Raw genomic sequence first — 24,496 nt, forward strand, 5'->3', positions numbered from 1 at the left:
TAAGGGCCCCCTATTCGGGGTCCGGGGATTCCCCGGCCGCCCTTCGGGGTGCCAGTTCCCCGAGCCTGCGGGCGAACGCCGCGGGCTGCGGGTTGTCGAACAGATCGGTCAGCTTCAGCTTGACGCCGAAGGCGGCCTCCAGCTTCATGACCAGGGTGGCCCCGAGCAGCGAATGGCCGCCCGCGGCGAAGAAGTTGGTGTCCCCGTTCACGTCCTCGCGTTGCAGGGTCTCGCGCCACAGGCCGGTCAGCCGGGCCACCACCGGGTCGCCGGGGTCGGCGCCGGCGGGACCGGTGTCCGCGGCCGCGGCGCGGCGCCGCGCCACCTCCCGGGTCAGGGCCGGGTAGTCCACCTTGTCGTTGCCCGTCATCGGGAAGGCGTCCACGACGGCGTACTCCTGCGGCACCGCGGACAGCGGCAGGGCGCCGCGGGCGTGCGCCCACAGCTCGTCCGCCGCCTCCGGCCGGTCCGGTCCCACCACGAACGCGGCCAGTACCGGCTCCCCGGCCGCGTCCTCGGCGACGACCACGGCCGCCGCCCGGACGTCGGGGTGCTCCAGCAGCACGGCCTCGACCTCGCCGAGCTCGATGCGGTTGCCGCGCAGCTTGATCTGCCGGTCGAGGCGGCCGAGGATCTCCAGGGTTCCCTCCGGGAGCCAGCGGGCCAGATCGCCCGTGCGGTAGTGGCGCCCGTGCACCGGGTGGACGCCGAAGCGCTCCGCGGTCAGCCCGGGCCGGTCGTGGTAGCCGGCCGCCACACCGGTGCCGGCGATGCACAGCTCGCCGCGGACGCCGGGCGGCAGCTCGCGCCCGTCCGGACCGGCCACGAAGACGCGGGTGTTGGCGATCGGGGTGCCGACCCCGACCCGTCCGGTGCCGCCCGGGCGGACCCGTCCGGCGGTGGACCAGACGGTGGTCTCGGTCGGCCCGTACACATTGCGCAACTCGCAGCCGATGGCGGCCAGTTGTGCCGCGAGCGCGCCCGGCAGGGGTTCCCCTCCGCTGAGCACGCGCAGCCCGGCCAGCCGGCCGGCGGCCTCCGGCAGCACCAGCCGCCAGGTCGTGGGCGTGGCCTGGACGACGGTAACGCGGTGCCGCTCCAGCAGCTCCCGCAGCACCGCCCCATCGGTGCGCGCCTCGTCCGGGGCGACGGCCAGCCTGCCCCCGGTGACCAGCGGCAGGTACAGCTCCAGGGCGGAGATGTCGAAGCTGAACGTCGTCAGCCACAGCGTGGTGTCGTCCGGCCCCGCCGCCAGCTCCGCCGCGAAGTGCGCGACGAGGTTGGCGAGCGCCCCGTGGCCGACGAGGGTGCCCTTGGGGCGGCCGGTGGAACCGGAGGTGTAGATCAGGTAGGCGAGGTCGCCGGAGCCGGCCAGGGCGGCGACGGCCGCCGGGTCGGGCAGCGCCCCCACGCCCTCCGGTATCCCGGGCACCGGCAGCACCTTGCGCCCCTCGCCGGGCACGGTGACGCCGGGTCCGGCGAGCACCACCTTGGCGCCGGAGTCGGTCAGTTGGTAGGCGATCCGCTGCTCGGGGTGGTCGGGGTCGACCGGCAGATAGGCGGCGCCCGCCAGCCACACGCCGAGCACCGCGGCCGCGGTCTCCGCCCCGCGCCGGCCCGCCAGGGCGACCACGTCACCGGCACCGACGCCCTCGTCGGCCAGCAGCGCGCGGGTGGCCTCGGCGGCGGCCCACAACTCGCCCCGGGTGACGCGTCGTTCACCGTCCTCGACGGCCACCGCGTCCGGGCCCCCGGCCACGGCACGGGCCACGGCGGCGGCCACGGTGGGCCACGGCACCTCGCGCCCGGTGGTGTTGGCGGCCTCGACGGCCCGCCGGTCCCGCTCGCACCAGACCGGGACGCCGCCCACCGGCCGGTCGGGGTCCTCGCCGAGGGCCAGCAGCAGCTCCTCGTAGCGGCGCACCATCAGCTCCACGTCCGCCCGTTCGAAGACCTCGGTGCAGTAGGCGGCCCGTACGGTCAGCGCGTCCGGGTGGGCGGTGACGAAGAACTCCAGGTCGAACTTGCTGGACCCGTTCTCCACGGTCAGCTGCGTGGCCCGCTGTCCGTCGAGCGCGAAGTCCGCGGGGGCGGCCAGCGGGGCGTAGTTGAACACATGCCGGAACAGCAGGTTGCGCCAGGCGGCGTCCGACCGCCCGACGGTGCTCAGCAGTTCGTCGACGGGATGGGCGGCGTGCGTCATGCCGCCGAGGAACACCTTGCGGGCCCGGGCGACCAGCTCGCGGAAGCTCTCCCCGGCGTCGACGGCCAGCCGCAGCGTCAGCACGTTGATGTGGTAGCCGAGCGCGCCCTGCGCTCCGCGGTCGCGCAGGCTCACCGGCGAGCCGACCGTGAGGTCGGGGCCCGCGCCGTGCGCGGCCAGCAGCAGGTAGTAGGCGGCCAGCAGCACCACGGCCTCGGGCGCCCGCAGCTCCCGCTGCAGGCGGGCCACGACCTCCTTGACGCCGGGCGCCAGCCGGACGGTGACCTCGTCACCGGCCAGGGTGGTGACCGCGCCGCCCTGCCGCTCGTTGGCCAGCCCCAGCCCGTCGGCGCGGAACCCGGCCAGCTGCTCCCGCCAGTAGGCGGCGGCGCCCTCCCCCGCCTCCGGCTCCCGCCAGGCGGGCACCTCGTCCCGCAGCTCCGGCGGTGGCCGGTGGCCGGAGACGAACGCCTCGTAGAGGGCGGTGAATTCACCGAGGAAGAGCTGCGCGGACAGCCCGTCGAAGACGGAGTGGTGCACGGCCACGCACAGCACGTCGCCGTCCGCACGGCCCAGCAGCCGGGCCCGCACCAGGAGCGAGCCGTCCTGGCGGAAGGGCTCCGCGATGAAGGGCCGCAGCTCCTCGGCGACGGGACCGCCGGCGGAAGCCGCCTCCTCCAGCTCGACCCGGGCCCGTCCCGGCTCCAGCGTCCGGGCCCACAGGCCGCCGTCGTCGTCGAAGACGGTGCGCAGCACGGCGTGCCGGGCGAGCAGGTGGTCGAGGGTCTCCCGGACCGCGGCGGGCTCCAGTTCACCGTCCACCTGGAAAACGACCGACAGATTGTTGACCCCGGTCCCGGGGACGAACTTCTCGAGGAGCCACAGGGCCTCCTCCTTGCGGGTGGCGGGGCGCCGCATGGCTCTTCCTTACCTCGTTCCGGTTCTGCAGCGGTTACTTCTGCAGCAGTTCGCGCACGGTCGCGGCGACGGCGTCCGAACGGAGCAGCTGGGCGTGCTCGGTGTCGAAGCGGATCTCCCGGGCGACCAGCGGGGAGTCCCCGCCCTCCGGGGAGCGGTCCGCGTTGAGGCCGCTGCGCGGGCTGGACGAACTGACGGCGGTGGCCCGCAGCCAGGTGTCCCGCACGTCCAGCCGGGCGGCGACGGACAAGTAGGAGATGAACGAGGAGAACAGCCCGATCATCTCCTCGGTGCGCTCCGCGTCGAGGCCGAGCCGTCCGAAGGCGTCCACGGCGACGGAGCGGAAGACCCGGTGGAGACCGGCGGCGTAGCCGCCCACGTCCTCGCCGTGCTCCTGCATCAGGGCGAGCGAGGTGTCGCGGACGCGGGTGATCTCCTCGGCGGACAGCACGGTCGCGAGGTTGCCCAGGAGCTTCTCGAACTGCCAGTACAGGGTGGGGACGGTGGCCTGCTCGGGGTCGAACAGCACCAGGACGGGCGGCCGTTCCTGACGGCGGGCCGCCTCGTCGGCGAGCGCGGCCGCGTAGACGCCGCCGACGCAGAAGCCCAGCACGCCGCGGACGACGAGCCCGCTGTCGGCCAGTTCGGCGCCCCACCGCGCGATGTAGTCGGCGCCGCTGACCGCGTCCTCCGGGGAGACGACGGGCGGCACGGTCTGCCAGAAGGAGCGGGAATCGCCCAACAGCGGTGCCAGGTCGGTGAACTGCGCCTCGGGGCGGCCCGTGGCGGGGAAGTCGGCGGCGATCACCACCTCATTGCTGTCGGCGCTGGTGACGATGTTCCACGAGGTGGGTGTTGCCATGGGGTCGTTTCTCCCGGGAAGGCGCACTGGACGGAATGACCGGCTTGTGGAGGCTAAGGCCGGTGGTGACGGCGGGGAACCCCTAGGGGGCCGCACGGGCCCCCTAGGCCGCCCTTACGCGGCGTCGAGGCCGGCGAGGAAGCCGCGCATGACGGCGTCGAACCGCTCCGGCTCCTCGACGTGCGGCATGTGGCTGGACTCCTCGAAGACCTCCCAGAGCACGTCCGGGATGTGGTCGAAGAACGGCTGCACACAGCGGGCCGTGGCCTCGTCGTGCCGCCCGGAGATCAGCAGGGTGGGCACGTCCACGGCGGGCAGCCGGTCGATCACCGAGTGGTCCTTGAGGGTTCCGGTGACGTGGAACTCGGTGGGCCCGTTCATGGTGTGGTACACGGTCGGGTCGTTGTAGATCTCCATGAACGACGCGGCGACCTCGCGCGGCCATGGGTCCAGACGGCAGACGTGCCGGCCGTAGAACTCCAGCGTGGCCTGCCAGTACTCGGCGCTGCCGGTGGTGCCGGCCGCCTCGTGCCGGCGCAGCGTCTCCTGCACGTCTGCGGGCAGGGCGGCCCTGAGGACCGCCATCTCCTCCAGCCATACGGGGTACGAGGCCGGGGAGTTGGCCAGGACCAGGCCCCGCAGCCCGGCGGGGCGCGCGGCGGCGTGCTCGGCGGCGAGCACGCCGCCCCAGGACTGGCCGAACAGCACATAGTCGTCGGCGATGCCCAGATGGTTCAGCAGGTTGTCCAGCTCGTCGAGGAACAGCCCGAGGGTCCAGAAGTCGGCCCCGCGGTGGGGCAGATGGGTGGATCCGCCGTTGCCCAGCTGGTCGTAGTGGACGACGGGCCGGCCGTCCTCGGCGAGGGCGGCCAGGCGCAGCAGGTAGTCGTGGGTGCTGCCGGGGCCGCCGTGCACGAGGACGAGCGGGGTGCGGCCGGAGGCGAGGTCGCCGGTGACCCGGTACCAGGTCCGGTGGGTGCCGAACGGTGCGTGTCCCTTGGTGGTGGGCGGAATAGACACGGGGTTCAACTTTCGTAGGGAAGTGTGCGGGAGGCGGGAGGCGGGAGGCGGTCAGGCCGCGGCCTGCCGGAGGTGCTCCACGAGGGCCGCCGGGCTCGGGTGTTCGTACATCACATCGGCGGCCAGCGCGGTGCCGAAGACGGCGCCGAGCCGGTTGCCCAGTTCCACGGCGGACAGGGAGGACATCCCCATGTCGAAGAACTGGCTGTCGCCCTCCACCTCCTCGGCGGAGGCGTGCCCGAGGGCGACGGCCGTCTCCGAGCGGACGATCTCCAGGGCGGCAGAGGTCCAGTCGTCACCGGCCAGCCCGGTAAGCCGTCGGCGGGCGGCCTCGATCCGCTCCGTGTCCCCGCTCCCGGCCGCCTCGTCCCCGTCCCCCTCCGGGGACCCGGCGGCGGCCCGCTCCCGGAGCCGCCATGCGGCGAGCAGCGGCAGCACCTCGGCGAGGGAGTCCTGGCCGGACGTGCTGTCCACCTCCAGGGCCTTGGCGAGGGCGGCGAGGTCGCCGGTGTCGACGGCCTCCCAGAAACCCGCCTCGGCGGGCGTACGGCCCGCCGCGCCGGGCACGGCGGCGGGCCGCTCCGGGGCGTCCGGCCAGTAACGGCGGCGCTGGAACGCGTAGGTGGGCAGATCGACGCGACCGGCACCGGCGGGCCCGTGGAACGCGGCCCAGTCGACGCGGACGCCCCGGTTGTGGAGCTGGGCCAGGGCGGTCACCAGGGCGCGCCCCTCGGCCCGGTCCCGGCGCAGGGCGGGTACGAACGCGGCGCCGGCGGTCGCCGACTCCTGTCCCATCGCGGACAGGACGGCGTCCGGGCCGAGTTCGAGGAACGTACGGACACCCTCGCCCTCCAGGGTGCGGACAGCATCGGCGAAGCGGACGGCGTCGCGGACGTGGGACACCCAGTAGTCGGGGGATGTGATGTCGCCGGTGGTGACGACCGGGATGGCGGGAGCGGAGAAGGTGAGGTGGGAGACGACCTGGCGGAAGTCCTCCAGCATCGGCTCCATCAGCGGGGAGTGGAAGGCGTGGGAGACGCGCAGGCGCTTGGTCTTCACACCGTCCGCGGCAAGCGCATCGGCGATCTCCAGGACGGCGGTCTCGGCACCGGAAATCACCACGGACAGCGGGCCGTTGACGGCCGCGATGCCCGCCTCGTCCTCACGACCGGCCAGCAGCGGCAGCACCGTCTCCTCCGACGCCTGCACCGACACCATCGCCCCACCGGCCGGCAACGCCTGCATCAGACGCCCACGAGCCGCCACCAGACGAGCAGCATCAGCGAGGGAGAACACCCCGGCCACATGCGCGGCAGCGATCTCGCCGACCGAGTGCCCGGCCAGGAAGTCAGGACGAACACCCCAGGACTCGACCAGACGGAACAGCGCGACCTCGACGGCGAACAGCGCGGCCTGCGTGTACTCCGTACGATCCAGCGCCTCACCATCCCCGTCGATCACCTCCCGCAACGGCCGCTCCAGATGACGGTCCAGCTCCGCGCATACCGCGTCGAACGCCCCGGCGTAGACGGGGTAGCGACCGTACAGCTCGCCCCCCATGCCGACCCGCTGGGCGCCCTGCCCGGTGAACAGGAACGCGAGCGCGCCCTGCACCACCTCGCCCTGGACGACATGGGCGGTCGGTGCGCCGGAGGCGAGCGCCTCCAGCCCGGCGAGGAGTTCCTCGCGGTCCCGTCCGACGACGGCGACACGGTGCTTGAGCGCGGCGCGGGTGGTCGCCAACGCCCGTCCGACCGCAGCGGGTTCGGCATCGGTCCGCTCGGCGAGGTGGGCGCGCAGCCGCTCGGCCTGGGCCCGCAGACCGCGCCGGCCGCCGGCCGACAGCAGCCACGGCACATCACCCACGGCCCCGGGAGCGACCGTGACCGGCCCGGCGATGTCCGGCGCCTGCTCCAGGATGGTGTGGGCGTTGGTGCCGCTGATGCCGAACGACGACACCGCCGCCCGCCGGGGGCGTCCGGTCTCCGGCCACGCGCGGGCCTCGGTCAGCAGCCGTACGTCGCCCTCGGCCCAATCGACGTGCGGGGTCGGCTCGTCGACGTGCAGGGTCCGCGGGAGGACGCCCTCCCGCATCGCCATGACCATCTTGATGATGCCCGCGACACCGGCCGCGGCCTGCGTGTGACCGATGTTGGACTTCAGGGATCCGAGCCACAACGGCCGGTCCTCCGGCCGGTCCTGACCGTACGTCGCCAGCAGCGCCTGCGCCTCGATCGGGTCGCCCAGCGTCGTACCCGTACCGTGCGCCTCCACCGCGTCCACCTGGTCGGCGGAGAGCCGGGCCCCGGCCAGCGCCTCCCGGATCAGGCGCTGCTGCGCCGGACCGTTGGGCGCCGTCATGCCGTTGCTCGCACCGTCCTGGTTGACGGCGCTGCCGCGGACCAGGGCGAGCACGGGGTGGCCGTGGCGGCGGGCGTCGGACAGCCGCTCGACGAGGAGCACGCCCACGCCCTCCGACCAGCCGGTGCCGTCGGCCGCGGCCGCGAAGGACTTGCAGCGGCCGTCGGGGGCCAGTCCGCTCTGCCGCCCGAAGTCGAGGAACGCGCCGGGCGTGGCCAGCACCGTGACACCGCCGGCGAGGGCCATCGTGCAGTCGCCGTTGCGCAGCGCCTGCACGGCGAGGTGCAGGGCGACCAGGGAGGAGGAACAAGCGGTGTCGACGGTGACGGCGGGGCCTTCGAGGCCGAAGTGGTACGAGACGCGTCCGGAGAGGACGCCGCCGGAGGTGCCGGTGCCGATGAAGCCGCCGACGTCCGCCTGCGCCCCGGTGAGGTGCGAGACGTAGTCGTGGTACATCAGGCCGCCGAACACACCCGTCCGGCTGCCGCGCACCGCGTGCGGGTCGATGCCCGCGCGCTCGAACGCCTCCCAGGCGGCCTCCAGGAAGAGCCGCTGCTGCGGGTCCATGGCCAGTGCCTCGCGCGGCGAGATGCCGAAGTGTCCGGCGTCGAACTGGGCCGCCTCGTAGAGGAATCCGCCCTGCTTGGTGTAGCCGTCGCCCATGGCGTGCAGCTCGGCCAGCGGCCAGTTGCGGTCCTCCGGGAAGCCGGAGACGGCGTCACCGTTCTCGGCGACGAGCCGCCACAGGTCCTCCGGGGAGCTCACACCGCCGGGGAAGCGGCAGGCCATGGCGACGATCGCGATCGGCTCGTCGGCCGCCGCCCCCGCCGTGACGCGCGCGGTCCGCGCGGTGCCCGTACCGGTGAGCCGGCCGTCCAGGTGGGCGGCGACGGCAGTCGGGTTGGGGTGGTCGAAGACCAGGGTGGCGGACAGCCGCAGCCCGGTCGCGGCGGCCAGCCGGTTGCGGAACTCGACGGCCGTCAGCGAGTCGAAGCCGATCTCGCCGAAGGCGCGGTCCGGCTCGACGGCGGCGGGCCCGCTGTGCCCGAGCACCGCGGCGACCTGGGTGCGCACCAGGTCCAGCAGGATCCGGCCGCGCTCCTCCACGGAGGCTCCGGCCAGGCGCTGTTCGAGGAGCGACGCCGAGGCGGCACCGGTCTCGGCCCGGCGGCGGACGGGCGTCCGCACGAGGCCGCGCAGCAGCACCGGCAGCGTTCCGGCGTCGGCCGGGTCCCGGTGACCGGCCAGGTCCAGCTTGGCGGGGACGAGCAGGGCGTCGCCGTCCGCGAGGGCGGCGTCCAGGAGCGCCAGGCCCTCAGCGGATCCCAGACCGCTCAGACCGGACCGGTTCATGCGCTCCACGTCGGCCCCGTCGAGCTGCCCGGTGAGCCCGCTGCGCTCCTCCCACATGCCCCAGGCGAGGGAGACGCCGGGCAGGCCCAGTGCGCGGCGGTGCCGGACGAGGGCGTCCGCGTAGGCGTTGGCGGCCGCGTAGTTGGCCTGACCCGCGGGGCCGAAGACCCCGGCGGCCGAGGAGAACAGCACGAACGCCGTGAGTTCCAGGCCGAGTTCACGGGTGACCTCGTGCAGGACGCGCGCGGCCTCGGCCTTCGGCCGCAGGACGGTGTCGAGCCGCTCGGGGGTGAGGGACTCGATGACGCCGTCGTCGAGGGCACCGGCCGTGTGCACCACACCCGTGACGGGGTGGCGGCGCAGCAGGCCGGTGACCGCCTCCCGGTCGGCGGCGTCGCAGGCGACGACGGTCACCTCGGCACCCAGGGCGGCGAGTTCCTCGCGCAGCCCGTCCGCGCCGGGGGCGTCGGGGCCCCGACGGCTGGCCAGGACCAGGCTGCGGACACCGTGCTCGGTGACCAGGTGCCGGGCGACATGACCGCCGAGCGTGCCGGTGGCTCCGGTGATCAGCACCGGGCCCGGCCCCCAGGGGGCGGCGGCCGGCTCCTCGGACCGGGCCACCCGGTCCAGCCGTGGTACGCGCACCGCGCCGTCGCGCAGCGCCAGTTGGGGCTCCTCGGACGCCAGGGCCGCACCCAGCGCATCGTACGAGGCGGCCGCGGCGTCCAGGTCCAGCAGGACGAACCGGCCGGGGTGCTCCGACTGCGCCGAGCGCACCAGGCCCCACAGAGTGGCCTGGGCCGGGTCGGCCAGCTCGGCGTCCTCGTCCACGGCGACGGCCCCCCGCGTCACGACGACCAGACGGGACGACGCGAACCGCTCGTCGGCGAGCCAGGTCCGCACCTCGTCCAGGCCCCGGTGCGCCGTGTCGCGCAACCCGGCACCGGACGCGGGGAAGACGAGCACGTCCCCGGCGGGCGCGAGGCCGTCGAGGCCGCCGTCCCGGACATCGAGCTGTGCCCGGAGGGCCGCGGGGACGTCACCGACGGCCACGGGGCGGGCAACCTGTCCGGCGGGCAGGGGCGCGACGGGGACGGCGGGCCAGGCGATGCGGAACAGCGCGTCGTGGTGGACCGTACGGGCCGCGGTGAGGGCGTCGGCGGACGTCCGGCGCAGGGTGAGCGCCTCGGCGGACGCGACGACGGTGCCGGTCGGGTCGGCGACGGTCACGGCGACGGCGTCGCTGCCGACGGGGGCGAGGTGCACCCGCAGCGCGGTGGCGCCGGAGGCGCGCAGTGCCACGCCTTCCCAGGCGAACGGCAGCCAGGGCCCGTCGGCGGCGCCCTGCCGGGTACCGGGCAGGACGATGCCGAGGGTGAGCGGGTGGAGGGCGGCGTCCAGCAGCGCCGGATGCAGGCCGAACCCGGCCGCGTCCACGCCGTCGGGCAGGACGACCTCGGCGAACACCTCGTCACCGCGCCGCCATGCCCGGTGCAGGCCCTGGAAGGCGGGACCATAGGTCATCCCGGCGCCGGCGAGCCCTTCGTAGAAGGAGTCCAGGGCAACCGGGTCGGCACCGACCGGCGGCCAAGTACCTTCCTCGAAACCGGCCTTGGGCACGGCGGGCGTCAGGACGCCGGTGGCGTGCCGGATCCATGGCTCGTCGGCGGCGGCGTCATCGGCCCGGGAGTGCACGGTGAACGTGCGGTTCCCGACGGCGTCGGGAGCACCGGTCGCGACCTGGAGGTGGATTCCGCCGCGTTCGGGGAGGACGAGGGGTGCCTCAAGGGTCAGCTCCTCGACGAGCCCGCAGCCCACCTCGTCGCCCGCGCGGACGGCGAGTTCGACGAAGGCAGTGCCCGGGACGAGGACCGCGCCCGCCACCTGGTGATCCACCAGCCAAGAGTGAGTCGCCCGCGAGAGGCGTCCCGTCAGCAACACGCCCTCGCCGTCGGCCAGTACGACGGCCGCACCCAGCAGCGGGTGCCCCGTCGAGCCGAGTCCGGCGGACGTCACGTCGCCGGCCGAGGACATGATCTTCGGCCAGTAGCGCTCACGCTGGAACGCGTAGGTCGGCAGGTCCACGCGCCGGGCGGTGCCGAACACCGCGGTCCAGTCGGGGGCGATGCCGCGGGTGTGGGCTTCGGCCAGGGAGGTCAGGAAGCGCTCCAGACCACCCTCGTCACGACGCAAGGTGCCCAGCACCACCGCGTCCGTACCCTCCAGAGTCTCCTGCACCGGGACGGTCAGAACCGGATGCGCGCTCACCTCGATGAACGCTCCGAAACCCTGGGACGACAATGCAGCTACTGCATCGGCCAGTTCGACGGTCTGGCGCAGGTTTCGGTACCAGTAATCGGCGTCGGTCACGGCGTCCGACAGCCACTCCCCCGTCACCGTCGAGAAGAACGGCACCCCCGGCTTAAGCGGCACAACAGGAGCCAGAACCTCCAAGATCCGCTCCCGGATCTCCTCCACGACGGCGGAGTGCGAGGCGTAGTCCACGGGGATGCGACGGGCACGGATCTCGTGGGTCTCGCAGTGGGCCATCAGCTCGTCCAAGGCCGCCACTTCACCGGAGACCACCACCGAGGTCGGGCCATTCACGGCCGCCACCGACACCCGGCCGTCCCACCGCCCGATCAGTTCACGCACACCATCCACCGGCAGCGGAACCGACACCATCCCACCCCGGCCCGCCAAAGCCTCAATCGCCCGCGAACGCAACGCCACCACACGCGCACCATCTTCGAGCGACAGCGCACCCGACACCACGGCAGCGGCAATTTCACCCTGCGAGTGCCCGACCACCGCCGACGGCCGCACACCATACGAACGCCACACCTCAGCCAGCGACACCATCACCGCCCACAACACCGGCTGCACCACATCCACCCGGTCAAAACCAGGCGCACCCTCCACACCACGAAGAACACCGGTGAGAGACCAGTCCACGCAGGACGCCAACGCCCGCTCACACGCCGCGATCCGCTCCGCAAAAACAGGACTCTCATCCAGCAGACCAACCGCCATCCCCACCCACTGCGACCCCTGCCCCGGGAACACAAAGGCGACCTGGCCCGTGTCACCGGAGGCAGTGCCCTCGACCAGTTGGGGAGCAGGGCGTCCCTCGGCGAGCGCCTTGAAGCCCTCGATGAGCTGCTCGCGGTCGGAACCGATCACGACGGCCCGGTGGTCGAGCGCCCCGCGGGTCGTGGCGAGGGAGAAGCCGGTGTCCGCCAGGTCCAGCGACGAGCGGGCCTCGGCGAACTCCACCAGCCGCGCCGCCTGCGCCCGCAACGCCCGCGCACCACGCGCCGACAACACCCACGGCACCACACCGTCGGCCTTCGACCCCTCGACGGCAGCGGGCTCCTCTGAGGCCGGAGCCTCCTCCACGATGAGGTGGGCGTTGGTCCCGCTGATGCCGAAGGAGGAGATACCGGCCCTGCGCGGCTCGCCGCTCGCCGTCGGCCACGCACGCTCCTCCGTCAGCAGCTCCACGGAACCGGCCGACCAATCCACGTGCGAGGTCGGGGCGTCGACGTGCAGGGTCTGCGGAAGGACGCCGGCGCGCATCGCCATGACCATCTTGATGACCCCGGCGACACCGGCGGCGGCCTGGGCGTGGCCGATGTTGGACTTCAACGAGCCCAGCCACAACGGCCGGTCGGCGGGCCGGTCCTGGCCGTAGGTGGCGATCAGGGCCTGGGCCTCGATCGGGTCGCCGAGCTTGGTGGCGGTGCCGTGCGCCTCGACGGCGTCGACATGTTCGGCGGAAAGCCGGGCGTTGGCGAGGGCCTGGCGGATGACGCGCTGCTGGGACGGACCGTTGGGCGCCGTCAGACCATTGCTCGCACCGTCCTGATTGATCGCCGAACCCCGCACCACCGCCAGCACCCGGTGACCGTTCTTCCGCGCGTCCGACAGCCGCTCCACGAGCAGTACGCCGACGCCCTCGGCGAAGCCGGTGCCGTCGGCCGCCTCGGCGAAGGCCCGGCAACGGCCGTCGGGGGCGAGGCCGCGCAGCTTGCCGAAGTCCATGAACTGGCCGGGGGTGGAGACGACGGTGACGCCGCCGGCGAGGGCCATCGTGCAGTCGCCGTTGCGCAGCGCCTGCACGGCGAGGTGCAGGGCGACCAGGGACGACGAGCATGCCGTGTCGACGGTGACCGCCGGGCCCTCCAGGCCCAGCACGTACGACACCCGGCCCGAGACGACGCTGCCGCCGACGCCCGTCATCAGATAGCCCTTGGCGGCCTCGGGGGCGCGCTGGATGACCGTGACGTAGTCGGAGCTGTTGGCACCCACGAAGACGCCGGTGCGGCTGCCGCGCAGGGTGGCGGGGTCGATGCCGGCGTGTTCCAGGGCGTGCCAGGACGATTCGAGCACCAGGCGCTGCTGCGGGTCCATGGCGAGGGCCTCGCGCGGCGAGATGCCGAAGAACCCGGCGTCGAACTCGGTGGCGTCGTGGACGAATCCGCCGTTGCGGACGTACGCGGCGCCGCCGCCGGAGCCGACGTCGTACATCTTCTCCAGGTCCCAGCCGCGGTCGGCGGGCAGCCCGGATATGCCGTCGGCGCCGGTGGCGACGAGGTCCCACAGCTCCTCGGGGGAGGTGATGCCGCCGGGGTAGCGGCAGGCCATGCCGACGATCGCGATGGGCTCCCGGCCGCGGTCCTCGACCTCGCGCAGCCGCTGCCGGGTCTGGTGCAGATCTCCGGCCACCTTCTTGAGGTAGTCGACCAGTTTCTCTTCGTTGTTGGTGGTCATGTTCCGTCGCCCTCCCTGTGAGCGTGTGGCGGTGGTCAGGAGATGCCGAGCTCGATGTCGATGAAGCTGAGGACTTCGTCGGCGGTGGTCGCCGCCGAGAGCTTGGTGCTCGCGTCCTCGGTACCGGCGGGGGCGTGCCGGTCCTTCCATTCCGACAGCAGGGCTTGCAGGCGCGAGGTGATCTCCGCGTGTGCGGTGGCGTCGTCCGCCGCGCCGGTGGACGACAAGGTGACCGCCAGCCGGTCCAGTTCGCCGAGCACGGCGCCGGACGGGTCGGCCTCCTCCTGCGGCGCCAGCTCCTGCCGCAGGTGTGCGGCGAGGGCGGTGGGCGTCGGGTAGTCGAAGACCAGGGTGGCGGGCAGCCGCAGCCCGGTCGCGGCGTTGAGCCGGTTCCGGAGTTCGACGGCGGTGAGCGAGTCGAAGCCGATCTCGTTGAAGGCGCGCCCGCCCTCGACGGCCTCGGCTCCCGAGTGGCCGAGCACGGCGGCCGCCTGGGTGCGGACGAACGTCAGCAGGACGCGTTCCCGCTCGGCCTCGGGCGTGGCCGCCAGCGTCTGCCGGAAGCCCTCGGCCGCCTGCGCACCGGCCTCCAGCGCCCGGCGGGAGGGGCCGCGGACCAGGCCGCGCAGCAGCGGCGGGACCAGGTCCGCGGACGGCACCCGGCGGAACGCCGCCAGGTCCAGGCGGACCGGTACGAGCAGCGGCTCGTCGAGGCCGGTCGCCAGGTCGTACAGGGCGAGTCCGGTCTCCGAGGCGAGCGGACGGACGCCGGAGCGGCGCATCCGCAGGACGTCCGCCTCGTCCATCCGACCGGTCATGCCGCTGCTCTCGCCCCACAGGCCCCAGGCCAGCGAGGTGGCCGGCAGGCCGAGGGCTCGCCGGTGGTGGGCGAGGGCGTCGAGGAACACGTTGGCCGCCGCGTAGTTGCCCTGGCCGGGGCCGCCGAAGATGCCCGCCGCGCCGGAGAACAGCACGAAGTGGCGGAGGTCCAGGTCGCGGGTGAGCTCGTGCAGGTTCCAGGCCGCGTCGACCTTCGGGCGGAAGACGGTGTCGATCCGCTCGGGGTCGAGGGACTCCAGGACGCCGTCGTCCAGCACGCCCGCGGTGTGGACGACGCCGGTGAGGGGGTGCCCGTCGGGGACGGAGGCGAGCAGCGCGGCCAGCGCGTCACGGTCGGCGGCGTCGCACGCGGCGATGGTCACCTCGGCGCCCAGCGCGGTCAGTTCGGCGTGCAGTCCGGCCGCGCCCGGCGCGTCGGCGCCGCGGCGGCTGGTGAGCAGCAGGTGGCGGACGCCGTGCTCGGCCACCAAGTGCCGGGCGAGCAGCCCGCCGAGGGTGCCGGTGCCGCCGGTGACGAGCACGGTTCCCGACGGTTCGGCGGTACCGGCGGGCATGGTCAGGACGACCTTGCCGACGTGCTGGGCCTGGGCCAGGTGACGGAACGCCTCCGGCGCCCGCCGCACGTCCCAGGTGGTCACCGGGAGCGGGCGCAGCCCGGCGGAGTCCACCAACTCCACGACCTCGGCCAGCACTTGACCGGTGACCTGGGGTCCGGCCTCGCTGAGGTCGAACGTCCAGTACTCGACGCCCGGGTACCAGCCGGCGACGTCGTCGGCGTCACGGACGTCGACCTTGCCCATCTCGACGAACCGGCCGCCGTGGGGCAGCAGGCGCAGCGAGGCGTCGACGAACTCGCCGGTGAGCGAGTCGAGGACGACGTCCATGCCCCGGCCGTCGGTGGCGGCCAGGAACTCCTGCTCGAAGTCCAGGGTACGGGAGTTGGCGATGTGCGCCTCGTCCAGCCCGGCGGCCCGCAGCGCGTCCCACTTGCCCGGGCTCGCCGTGCCGAACACCTCGGCGCCCAGGTGCTGGGCCAGCTGCACGGCCGCCATGCCCACGCCGCCGGCCGCCGCGTGGATGAGGATCCTCTCCCCCGGCTGCAGGTCGGCGAGTTCGACGAGCGCGTGGTACGCGGTGGAGAAGACGATGGACGCGCCGGCGGCCTCCTCGAAGGTCCAGCCCTGGGGTACGGGGGCGAGCATCCGGTGGTCGGCCACGGCGACGGGGCCGAACGCCTTCGGGAAGATGCCCATCACCTTGTCGCCGGGCCGGAACCGGGTGACACCGGGACCGGTCTCCAGAACGGTGCCCGCGCCCTCACCGCCGACCGAGCCGGAGCCCGGGTACATGTCGAGCGCGATCAGCGCGTCGCGGAAGTTCATGCCCGCCGCGCGCACCGCGATCCGCACCTGTCCCTCGGCGAGCGGGGCGACCGCGTCGTCCGCGGGGACGAGCGCCAGATTCTCCAGCGTGCCGCGGGCGGTGAGATCGAGGCGCCAGGCGGGTGCGCCCTCGGGCGGCGTCAGTTCCTGGGCGGCCGCCGGCCGCGCCAGCCGCGGCGCGTAGGCCGCGCCGTCGCGCACGGCGATCTGCGGCTCGTCGACGGCGGCCAGCGCACCGGCCAGAGCGGCGGCCGAACCGTCCGCACCGTCGAGGTCGAGGAGCGCGAACCGGCCCGGATTCTCCGTCTGGGCCGACCGGATCAGACCCCAGACCGGGGCGTGCGTCAGATCGACGGCCCCCTCCCCCGGCAGCACGCCGACGGCGCCCCGGGTGACGACGACCAGCCGCGCGTCGGCGAACCGCTCGTCGGCGAGCCACTCCTGCGCCACGGCGAGCACCCGCGCCACCGCGGCACGCGCCGCCTCGGGCTGGCCGGTCACCGGCTCGTCCAGGGGCGGGCAGCTCAGCAGCACCGCGTCGGGGACCGGGGTTCCGGAGCCCACGAGCTCGCCCAGGGCGGCCAGGCCGTCGTACGTCCCGGCGTGCACGCCCGACGCCTTCAGGGCGGCGCCCAGGCCGAGTTCGTCCGCGCCCAGCAGGGCGTAGCGGGCGGAGGACGCCGTCCGGTCCGCCGTGATGCCGCTCCACAGGAGCCGGAACATGGCGTCCGCACCGGCGGAGCGCGCCGCGTCGAGAGCGGCGGCGGCCAGCGGCCGCAGGTTCAGCGATGCCGCGGAGGCGACGACGGTGCCGGTCGGGTCGGCTACGGTCACGGCGACGGCGCCGGTGCCCGCGGGGGCGAGGTGCACCCGCAGCGCGGTGGCGCCGGACGCGCGGAGCGCCACGCCCTCCCAGGCGAACGGCAGCCACGGCCGGCCGCCGTCCTGCTGCGCCTCGGGCAGCACGACCCCGAGGGTGAGCGGGTGCAGGGCGGCGTCCAGCAGCGCCGGGTGCAGGCCGAACCCGGCCGCGTCCACGCCCTTCGGGAGGGCGACTTCCGCGAAGAGTTCGTCACCGTGCCGCCAGACCGTCCTGACGCCCTGGAAGGCGTGGCCATAGGTCAGGCCGACCCCGGCGAGCCCGTCGTAGAAGGAGTCCAGGTCGATGGGCTCCGCGCCGGCGGGCGGCCAGACACCGGCCGCGGCGAAGGGGGCGACGGCGCCACTGTCCTCGGCGAGGACACCGGTGGCGTGCCGGGTCCACGGCTCGTCCTCGGCGGAGTCCTCGGCGCGGGAGAACACGTCGAGCGCGCGCCGGCCGGTGCCGTCGTCCCCGCCGACCTTCAACTGGATGTGGATTCCGCCTCGTTCGGGAAGGACGAGGGGTGCTTCGAGGGTCAGTTCCTCGACGAGCCCGCAGCCCACCTCGTCGCCCGCACGGACGGCGAGTTCGACGAAGGCAGTGCCCGGGACGAGGACCGCGCCCGCCACCTGGTGATCCACCAGCCAAGAGTGAGTCGCCCGCGAGAGGCGTCCCGTCAGCAACACGCCCTCGCCGTCGGCCAGTACGACGGCCGCACCCAGCAGAGGGTGCCCTGCCGAGCCGAGGCCCGCGGAGGTGACGTCGCCGATGGACGACACGGTCTTCGGCCAGTAGCGCTCGCGCTGGAACGCATAGGTCGGCAGGTCCACGCGCCGGGCGGTGCCGAACACCGCGGTCCAGTCGGGGGCGATGCCGCGGGTGTGGGCTTCGGCCAGGGAGGTCAGGAAGCGCTCCAGGCCACCTTCGTCACGGCGGAGGGTGCCGAGCACCACCGCGTCCGTACCCTCCAGGGTCTCCTGGACGGGGACGGTCAGGACCGGGTGCGCGCTCACCTCGATGAACGCGCCGAAGCCCTGGGACGACAATGCAGCTACTGCATCGGCCAGTTCGACGGTCTGGCGCAGGTTTCGGTACCAGTAATCGGCGTCGGTCACGGCGTCCGACAGCCACTCCCCCGTCACCGTCGAGAAGAACGGCACCCCCGGCTTGAGCGGCACGACAGGAGCCAGGACGTCCAGGATCGTCTCCCGGATCTCCTCCACGACGGCGGAGTGCGAGGCGTAGTCCACGGGGATGCGCCGGGCGCGAATCTCGTGGGTCTCGCAGTGGGCCATCAGCTCGTCCAAGGCCGCCACTTCACCGGAGACCACCACCGAGGTCGGGCCATTCACGGCCGCCACCGACACCCGGCCGTCCCAGCGGGCGATCAGTTCACGCACACCATCCACCGGCAGCGGAACCGACACCATCCCGCCCCGGCCCGCCAGAGCCTCAATCGCCCGCGAACGCAACGCCACCACACGCGCACCGTCCTCAAGAGACAGCGCACCCGACACCACGGCAGCGGCAATTTCACCCTGCGAGTGCCCGACCACCGCCGACGGCCGCACACCATACGAACGCCACACCTCAGCCAGCGACACCATCACCGCCCACAACACCGGCTGCACCACATCCACCCGGTCAAAACCAGGCGCACCCTCCACACCACGAAGAACACCGGTGAGAGACCAGTCCACGCAGGACGCCAACGCCCGCTCACACGCCGCGATCCGCTCCGCAAATACGGGGCTCTCATCCAGCAGACCAACCGCCATCCCCACCCACTGCGACCCCTGCCCCGGGAACACAAAGGCGACCTTGTTCGCCTCGGCGGAAGCGTTGCCCTCAACGAGGTGCGGAGCCGGACGGCCCTCGGCGAGTGCCCGGACGCCGTCGAGGAGCCGGCCGAGGTCCGAACCGACGACCACGGCCCGGTGATCCAGCGCGGCACGCGTCGTAGCCAGGGAGAAGCCGATGTCCGCCAGGCCCTGCGAAGGCCGGGCCTCGGCGAACTCCACCAGCCGCGCCGCCTGCGCCCGCAACGCCCGCGCACCACGCGCCGACAACACCCACGGCACCACACCGTCGGCCTTCGACCCCTCGACGGCAGCGGGCTCCTCGGAAGCCGGAGCCTCCTCCACGATGAGGTGGGCGTTCGTCCCGCTGAAGCCGAAGGACGAGACACCGGCCCTGCGCGGCTCGCCGCTCGCCGTCGGCCACGCACGCTCCTCCGTCAGCAGCTCCACGGAACCGGCCGACCAATCCACGTGCGGCGTCGGCTCGTCGACGTGCAGGGTCCTCGGGAGGTGGTTCTCGCGCAGGGCGAGCACCATCTTCATCACGCCCGCGACACCGGCGGCGGCCTGGGTGTGACCGATGTTGGACTTCACCGAGCCGAGGAGCAGCGGCCGGTCCTCCGGCCGGTCCTGGCCGTAGGTGGCCAGCAGGGCCTGCGCCTCGATCGGGTCGCCCAGGGTGGTGCCCGTACCGTGCGCCTCCACGACGTCGACATCGGCCGTGGTGAGGCGGGCGTTGGCGAGGGCCTGGCGGATGACGCGCTGCTGGGACGGACCGTTGGGCGCCGTCAGACCATTGCTCGCACCGTCCTGGTTGATCGCCGAACCCCGCACCACCGCCAGCACCCGGTGACCGTTCTTCCGCGCGTCCGACAGCCGCTCCACGAGCAGCATGCCCACGCCCTCGCCCCAGTTGGTGCCGTCGGCCGCCCCGGCGAACGCCTTGCAGCGGCCGTCGGCCGCGAGGCCGCGCAGCTTGCCGAACTCCACGAAGGTCCGCGGGGTGGCCATGGCGGTGACACCGCCGGTGAACGCGAGGGAGCACTCGCCCTGGCGCAGGGCCTGCACCGCCTGGTGGAGGGCCACCAGAGAGGAGGAACAGGCGGTGTCGACGCTGACCGCCGGGCCTTCCAGGCCCAGCACGTACGACACCCGGCCCGAGACGACGCTGTACGCGTTGCCGGTGCCGACGAACCCGTCGGAGCCCTCCGCGTCGTCCGTGAAGTAGAAGGTGTAGTCGTTGTTGTTCGTGCCGAGGTAGACGCCGGTGCGGCTGCCGCGCAGGGCCTCGGGGTCGATCCCCGCGTCCTCCAGGGCCTCCCAGGCGGTCTCCAGGACCAGGCGCTGCTGCGGGTCCATGGCGAGGGCCTCGCGCGGCGAGATGCCGAAGAACCCGGCGTCGAAGTCGGCGAGCCTGTCGACGAAGCCGCCTTCCCGGACGTAGCTGGTGCCGGCGTGCTCGGGGTCGGGGTCGTGGAGCCCGTCCAGGTCCCAGCCCCGGTCGTCGGGGAACGGGCCGATGGCGTCGGCGCCGTCGGCCAGGAGCCGCCACAGCGCCTGGGGCGAGTCGACTCCTCCGGGGAAGCGGCAGGCCATGCCGACGATGGCGATGGGCTCGTCGTCCACGGCCGTCACCACCACCGGTGCCGAGCCGTCGGTGCCGGTGCCGCCCAGCAGTTCGTCCCGCAGGTGACCGACGAGCGCGAGCGGGTTCGGGAAGTCGAAGACGAGGGTGGCCGGGAGACGGAGCCCGGTCACGGCACCGAGCCGGTTGCGGAGCTCGACGGCGGAGAGGGAGGAGAAGCCGAGGTCCTTGAAGGCGCGGTTCGCCGGAACCGCGTCCGGGGACGCGTAGGCGAGGACCAGGGCGATCTCCGTCCGCACCAGGTCGAGGAGGATCCGCTCCTGCTCGGGCGCGGCCATGCCGGAGAGGCGGCGGCGCAGCCCGGCCGCCCGGTCGGTGCCGTCGGCCGTGGACGCCTCCTCCAAGAGGCGGCGGACCTCGGGCAGTTCACCGAAGAGGGCGCTGTTCCGGGCGGCGGTGAAGACGGGGTGGTAGCGCTTCCAGTCGATGTCGGCGACGGTGAGCGTCACCTCGTCCTGGGCGAGGGCCCGTTCGAGGTCCTCCAGGGCGGGCGCGGCGTCCATCGGCGGCATGCCGGCCTGACGCAGCCTGACCTCCAGCTCCGCGTCGCCGCCCATGCCGTCACCGGCCCAGGGGCCCCAGGCGACGGCGGTGGCGGGCAGGCCGTCGGCGTGCCGCTGTTCGGCGAGTGCGTCCAAGTAGGCGTTGGCGGCGGCGTAGTTGGCCTGCCCCGCGTTGCCCAGGACACCGGCGGCGGAGGAGAAGAGGACGAATGCCTCCAGGTCCAGGCCGCGGGTGAGCTCGTCGAGGGTGCGGGCCGCGTCGGCCTTCGGGCCGAGGACGGTGGCGAACCGCTCGGGGGTGAGCCCGTCGAGGACGCCGTCGTCCAGCACTCCGGCGGCGTGCACCACACCGGTGACGGGGTGCTCGGCGAGGAGCGCGGCCAGGGCGTCGCGGTCGGCGGCGTCGCAGGCGGCGACGGTCACCTCGGCGCCGAGCGCGGCCAGTTCGGCCTGCAGCTCGGCCGCGCCGGGCGCTTCGAGGCCCCTGCGCGAGGCCAGGACGAGCCCGGACGCGCCACGGCCGATCAGCCAGCGCGCGACCTGGGCGCCGAGCGCGCCGGTGCCGCCGGTGACCAGGTACGTCCCCGTGGCCGTCCAGCCGCCCTCGGGGAGGGCGGACGGGCCCGTCGCGCGGACGAGGCGTCGGGCGTGGACGCCGGACGGGCGCAGCGCGATCTGGTCCTCACCGCCGGAAGCGGCCAGGACGTTGAGCAGACGGGCCGCCGTGCGGTCGTCGGGGGTTTCGGGAAGGTCGACGAGACCGCCCCACGACTGCGGGTACTCCAGCGCGGCGACCCGGCCAAGACCCCACACCTGGGCCTGCATCGTGCTGTTCACCCGCTCCGAGGCGCTCACGGACACGGCACCGCAGGTCGCGGCCCACAGCCGCGCACCCACACCCACCACGCCCAGGGCGTTCACCAGGGCCGACGACAACAGCAGACCCGACGTCTCGTCCAGACCGACGAACGACAGCACCCCGCCGTCCACCGCACCCGGCTCCACACCGGCCCGCAGCAGAGCGGCGTCCAGCCGCTCCGCCAGCACCTCGGACTCCACGCACTCCGCGTCCACCTCGGCGCGCACCACCCGCACACCGGCACCTTCGAGCGCCGCCACGGCGGCACCCGCCCAGGCGTGCTGCGCGGCTTCGGACGACACGACCACGAGCCACGTGCCGTCGGACACGGAACCCACGGGGTCGGCGACGGGCCGCCAGGTGACCCGGTAACGCCGGCCGGCCTCCTCGGCGGGCGCTGCCGTGCCGTAGAGCGCGGCGGTGCTGTCCAGCCAGTAACGCTCGTGCTGGAAGGCGTAGGTGGGCAGGTCGACGCGGCGGGCGCCGCTCGGTGCGAAGAACGCCTGCCAGTCGACCGTCGCTCCACGGGTGTGGAGTCGGCCGAGGGCGTCGACGAGCGTGGGCTGTTCGTCGCGGTCCTTGCGCAGGGCGGGGACGAAGGCAGCGCTCCGGTCGTCGGTGAGGCAGTCCTGGCCCATGGCGGACAGGACGGCGTCCGGGCCGAGTTCGAGGAACGTACGGACGCCGTTGCCCTCCAGGTCGCGGATGGCGTCGGCGAAGCGGACGGCATCGCGGACATGAGCCACCCAGTAGTCGGCGGACGTCACGTCACCGGAGGCCACGACCGGGATCGACGGCTCGGAGAAAGTGAGCTGCGAGACGACCTGACGGAAGTCCTCCAGCATCGGCTCCATCAACGGCGAGTGGAACGCGTGCGAAACCCGCAGACGCTTCGTCTTCACGCCATCGGCCGCCAGGGTCTCGGCTATCTCCAGGACGGCCGACTCGGCGCCCGAAATCACCACCGACAGCGGGCCGTTGACGGCCGCGATACCGACCTCGGCCTCACGACCGGCCAGCAGCGGCAGCACCGTCTCCTCAGCCGCCTGCACCGACACCATCGCGCCACCGGCCGGCAACGCCTGCATCAGACGCCCACGAGCCGACACGAGGCGGGCCGCATCGCCCAGCGACAGAACACCCGCCACATGCGCAGCGGTTATCTCGCCGATGGAGTGTCCAGCGAGGAAGTCAGGGCGAACACCCCAGGACTCCATCAGACGGAACAGCGCAACCTCGACGGCGAACAGCGCGGCCTGCGCGTACTCCGTACGGTCCAGCGCCTCGCCGTCCTCGTCGATCACCTCGACCAGCGACCGCTCCAGATCCAGCTCGGCACAGACGGCAGCGAACGCGTCCGCGAACACCGGGAAAGCGGCACGCAGTTCACGCCCCATCCCGATCCGCTGAGCACCCTGCCCCGTGAACAGCACCGCCAGCTTCCCGCCCACGGCCTCGTCCACGGTCACGCCGGGAGCCGACTCGCCGCATGCGACGGCCCGTACGCCCGCCAGCAGTTCGTCGGTGTCCGTTCCCGTGACGGCGGCCCGGTGTTCCCAGGCCGTGCGCGAGCAGGCCAGCGAGAAGGCCGCGTCCGTCGGGAGGGCGCCGGACGGGGCCGTGCGCACCCACGACAGGAGGCGCTCGGCCTGGGCCTTCAACGCCGCCTCGGTACGCCCGGAGAGGACCCACGGCACCACACCGCCGTCGCCGGGGTTCCGCACCGGTTCGTCGGCGGCCGGCGCCTGCTCCAGGATCACGTGCGCGTTCGTCCCGCTGATGCCGAAGGACGACACGGCGGCACGCCGCGGCCTGTCGGCGGCCGGCCATGCCACGGCCTCGGTCAGCAGCTCGACGGCACCGGCGGACCAGTCCACATGGGTGGACGGCTCGTCCACGTGGAGCGTCCGCGGGAGGACGCCCTCGCGCATCGCCATGACCATCTTGATGATGCCCGCGACGCCTGCTGCGGCCTGCGTGTGACCGATGTTCGACTTGATCGAACCCAGCCACAACGGCCGGTCCTCCGGCCGGTCCTGACCGTACGTCGCCAGCAGCGCCTGCGCCTCGATCGGGTCGCCCAGCGTCGTACCCGTACCGTGCGCCTCGACCGCGTCGATCTGGTCGGCGGCGAGGCCCGCGTCGACGAGGGCCTGGTGGATGACGCGTTGCTGGGACGGGCCGTTGGGGGCGGTCAGACCGTTGCTCGCACCGTCCTGGTTGACGGCGCTGCCGCGGACGACCGCGAGCACCGGGTGGCCGTTGCGCTGCGCGTCCGACAGTCGCTCGACGAGGAGCACGCCCACACCTTCGCCCCAGCCGGTGCCGTCGGCGGCGTCGGCGAAGGACTTGCACCGGCCGTCGGCGGACAACCCCCGCTGGCGGCTGAACTCCACGAACGTGCCGGGCGTGGCCATCACGGTCACGCCGCCGGCGAGGGCGAGCGAGCACTCGCCCTTGCGCAGTGCCTGGATGGCCAGGTGCAGGGAGACCAGGGACGACGAGCACGCCGTGTCGACGGTGACCGCCGGGCCCTCCAGCCCGAAGGTGTAGGCGATGCGGCCGGAGACGAGGCTTCCGGAGCTCTGGTTGCCCGCGTAGTCGTGGTACATGAGGCCGGCGAAGACGCCGGTGCGGCTGCCCTTGAGCGTCGCCGGGTCGATACCGGCCCGCTCGAAGACCTCCCAGGACGTCTCCAGCAGCAGGCGCTGCTGGGCGTCCATGACGGGTGCCTCGCGCGGGCTGATCCCGAAGAACGTCGGGTCGAACTCGGCGGCGTCGTGGAGGAATCCGCCCTGGCGGGTGTAGCTGGTGCCCTCGCGCTCCGTGTCGGGGTCCGGGTCGTAGAGGGTCTCCACGTCCCAGCCGCGGTCGCGGGGGAACTCGGTGATCCCGTCCGTTCCCGAGGCGACGAGCTGCCACAGCTCCTCGGGCGAGGAGACCCCGCCCGGGTAGCGGCAGCCCATCGCGACGACGGCAATCGGCTCGTGCTCCTTCTCCTCGGCCTCCCGCAGTCGCTCACGGGTCTGGTGCAGGTCGGTCGTGACCCGCTTGAGGTAGTCGCGGAGCTTGTCCTCAGTCGCCATGTAAAGCCGTCCTCCTCGGGGCAGCCGCTC

The 24,496-nt window shown here is 73.6% G+C and carries 4 protein-coding genes and 1 pseudogene; all 5 read right to left on the reverse strand.

What is annotated here, in order from left to right:
• Window positions 1-10 precede the first annotated feature (10 nt).
• The 5 genes and pseudogenes from AB8735_RS05665 to AB8735_RS05685 all read right to left on the reverse strand — a co-directional run bounded on the left by AB8735_RS05665 (window position 11) and on the right by AB8735_RS05685 (window position 24,466).
• On the reverse strand, window positions 11-3,121 hold the full coding sequence (locus AB8735_RS05665) for an amino acid adenylation domain-containing protein (RefSeq protein ID WP_372405736.1): 3,111 nt from the start codon (window positions 3,119-3,121) through the stop codon (window positions 11-13).
• A 34-nt stretch (window positions 3,122-3,155) separates the two neighbouring features.
• Complete coding sequence (locus AB8735_RS05670; protein WP_372405738.1) at window positions 3,156-3,983, reverse strand: hypothetical protein; 828 nt, start codon at window positions 3,981-3,983, stop codon at window positions 3,156-3,158.
• A 114-nt stretch (window positions 3,984-4,097) separates the two neighbouring features.
• A complete protein-coding gene (locus AB8735_RS05675) occupies window positions 4,098-5,003 on the reverse strand; it encodes a proline iminopeptidase-family hydrolase (protein ID WP_344022904.1) in 906 nt (301 codons plus the stop codon).
• Window positions 5,004-5,054: 51 nt separating this feature from the next.
• A pseudogene (locus AB8735_RS05680) lies at window positions 5,055-13,487 on the reverse strand (type I polyketide synthase); the annotation flags it as partial.
• 38 nt (window positions 13,488-13,525) lie between these two features.
• Window positions 13,526-24,466 (reverse strand): SDR family NAD(P)-dependent oxidoreductase, encoded by a 10,941-nt coding sequence (locus AB8735_RS05685; protein WP_372405740.1) that lies wholly within the window; start codon window positions 24,464-24,466, stop codon window positions 13,526-13,528.
• Between the last annotated feature and the right edge of the window lie 30 nt (window positions 24,467-24,496).

It is taken from the genome of Streptomyces luteireticuli (genome assembly GCF_041519305.1).
Classification (GTDB): domain Bacteria; phylum Actinomycetota; class Actinomycetes; order Streptomycetales; family Streptomycetaceae; genus Streptomyces; species Streptomyces luteireticuli.

Excerpts from the sequence above, each read along its gene's own strand:
- AB8735_RS05665 (WP_372405736.1), bottom strand. The coding sequence starts at position 3,121 with ATGCGGCGCCCCGCCACCCGCAAGGAGGAGGCCCTGTGGCTCCTCGAG.
- AB8735_RS05670 (WP_372405738.1), bottom strand. The coding sequence starts at position 3,983 with ATGGCAACACCCACCTCGTGGAACATCGTCACCAGCGCCGACAGCAAT.
- AB8735_RS05685 (WP_372405740.1), bottom strand. The coding sequence starts at position 24,466 with ATGGCGACTGAGGACAAGCTCCGCGACTACCTCAAGCGGGTCACGACC.